Source organism: Streptomyces poriferorum (genome assembly GCF_019399235.1).
GTDB lineage: Bacteria > Actinomycetota > Actinomycetes > Streptomycetales > Streptomycetaceae > Streptomyces > Streptomyces poriferorum.
The window spans coordinates 1-1,549 of record NZ_JAELVH010000622.1; the positions used below are offsets into that span (position 1 = coordinate 1).

The following is a 1,549-nucleotide window of genomic DNA, read 5'->3' on the forward strand; positions in this document are numbered from 1 at the left end:
CGGGGACACCGAGGCCGACCTGCGACGGGTCGAGCCCGCCCTCCAGCTGGATGCACGCCAGCGCGGTGAGGAAGTCCACCGAGCCCTGCGAGTAGACCTTGCCGTCGCATCCGAGCATCGAACCGCTGTTGTAGTACTGCATGTTGACGACGGTCAGGATGTCCTTGATGTTCAGCGCCGTCTTGAAGTACTCACCCGAGGTGGACTGCATGTCGATGGTCTGCGGAGCCATCGTGATGACGAGGCCGGAGCCCGCCTTCTGCGACAGCGAGCGCAACGCCTTCGTCATGTAGGTGGAGTTGAGGCCGTTCTCCAGGTCGATGTCGACGCCGTTGAATCCGTACTCCTGGATCAGGGAGTAGAGCGAGTTGGCGAAGTTGGTGGCGGAGGCGTCGCTGTTGACCGAGACGGACCCCTTCTCACCGCCGACCGAGATGATGACGTTCTTGCCGGCCGCCTGCTTCGCCTTGATGTCGGCCTTGAACTGGTCGACGGTGTAGCCGTTCAGGCCCGCCGAGTCCAGGTTGAAGGTGACGGCGCCGGGCGTGGTCGTGGCATCGGCGAAGGAGACCGCGATGATGTCGTAGTTCGCGGGCACGTCGCTGAGCTTCTGCACGGTCGCGCCGTTGTTGAAGTTCTGCCAGTAGCCGGTGACCGCGTGCTTGGGCACGGAGGTACCGGGGTTGGGCTCGCCGCCTCCGGACTTGGCCGTGCGGCCGCTGACGGTTGCGGACTTCACGGACTCGCCGGCCGCGTTGGTGGCGGTCACCGAGAACTGGTACGCCGTGTCGGCCGCCAGCCCCGTGATCGTCGCCGAGGTCCCGGTGGCGGTGGTGGCCTTGGCGCCGTCCTTGTAGACGGAGGTGTAGCCGGTCGCGCCGGAGACGGCGTTCCAGGACAGGGCGAGGGAGGAGGGCGTGGCCGTGCCGACAGCGAGACCGGCGGGGGCCGCGGGGATCGCCGGACCGGGGTCGGTGCCACCGCCGCCGTCGGGCCCGCTGACCGAGACGTCATCGACGGTGTAGGCGGCCTGCCCGTACCAGCCGTGCGTGTACACGGTGACGGAGGTGGTGCTGGGGCCGGTCTTGAAGCTGGTGGAGAGCTGGGTCCAGCTGCTGGAGCCGGGGGTCCAGGTCGATACGTCGGTGGTGCCCGTCCCGCTCGCGCCCAGGTAGGCGTACCCGCCCTGGACCCAGGAGCTGAGGGCGTACGTCGAGTTCGGCTTCACGGCGACGGTCTGCGTGCACTTGGCGTTGTCCTGGCCGGCCGGCGTCGCCTTGAGGGCCGCGGTGCCGCCGTGCACGGGGGAGGAGACAGTGGCGCCGGAACCGCCGGAACAGGTCCAGTTGGCGAGGCCGGACTCGAACCCGGCGTTCTTCGCGACGTTGACGTCGGCGGCCTCGGCGCTGCTGACGAGACCGGTGAGGGTCAGCGCGCCGGCGGCGACGACGGCCATGGCGGATCCGAGGAGCGGGCGGGTGTGACGACGTCTGTGGCTGGTGGCGGGGGAACGTTCCACTTGCTGCCTCCGTGGGGGAGTCGGGGATGG

The 1,549-nt window shown here is 68.8% G+C and carries 1 protein-coding gene; it reads right to left on the reverse strand.

Going from position 1 to position 1,549, the window contains the following annotated elements; all coding sequences use genetic code 11:
* The coding region (locus JGS39_RS40100) for a carbohydrate binding domain-containing protein (protein WP_308121017.1) at positions 1-1,519 on the reverse strand (1,519 nt) is incomplete at its 3' end.
* Positions 1,520-1,549 lie beyond the last annotated feature (30 nt).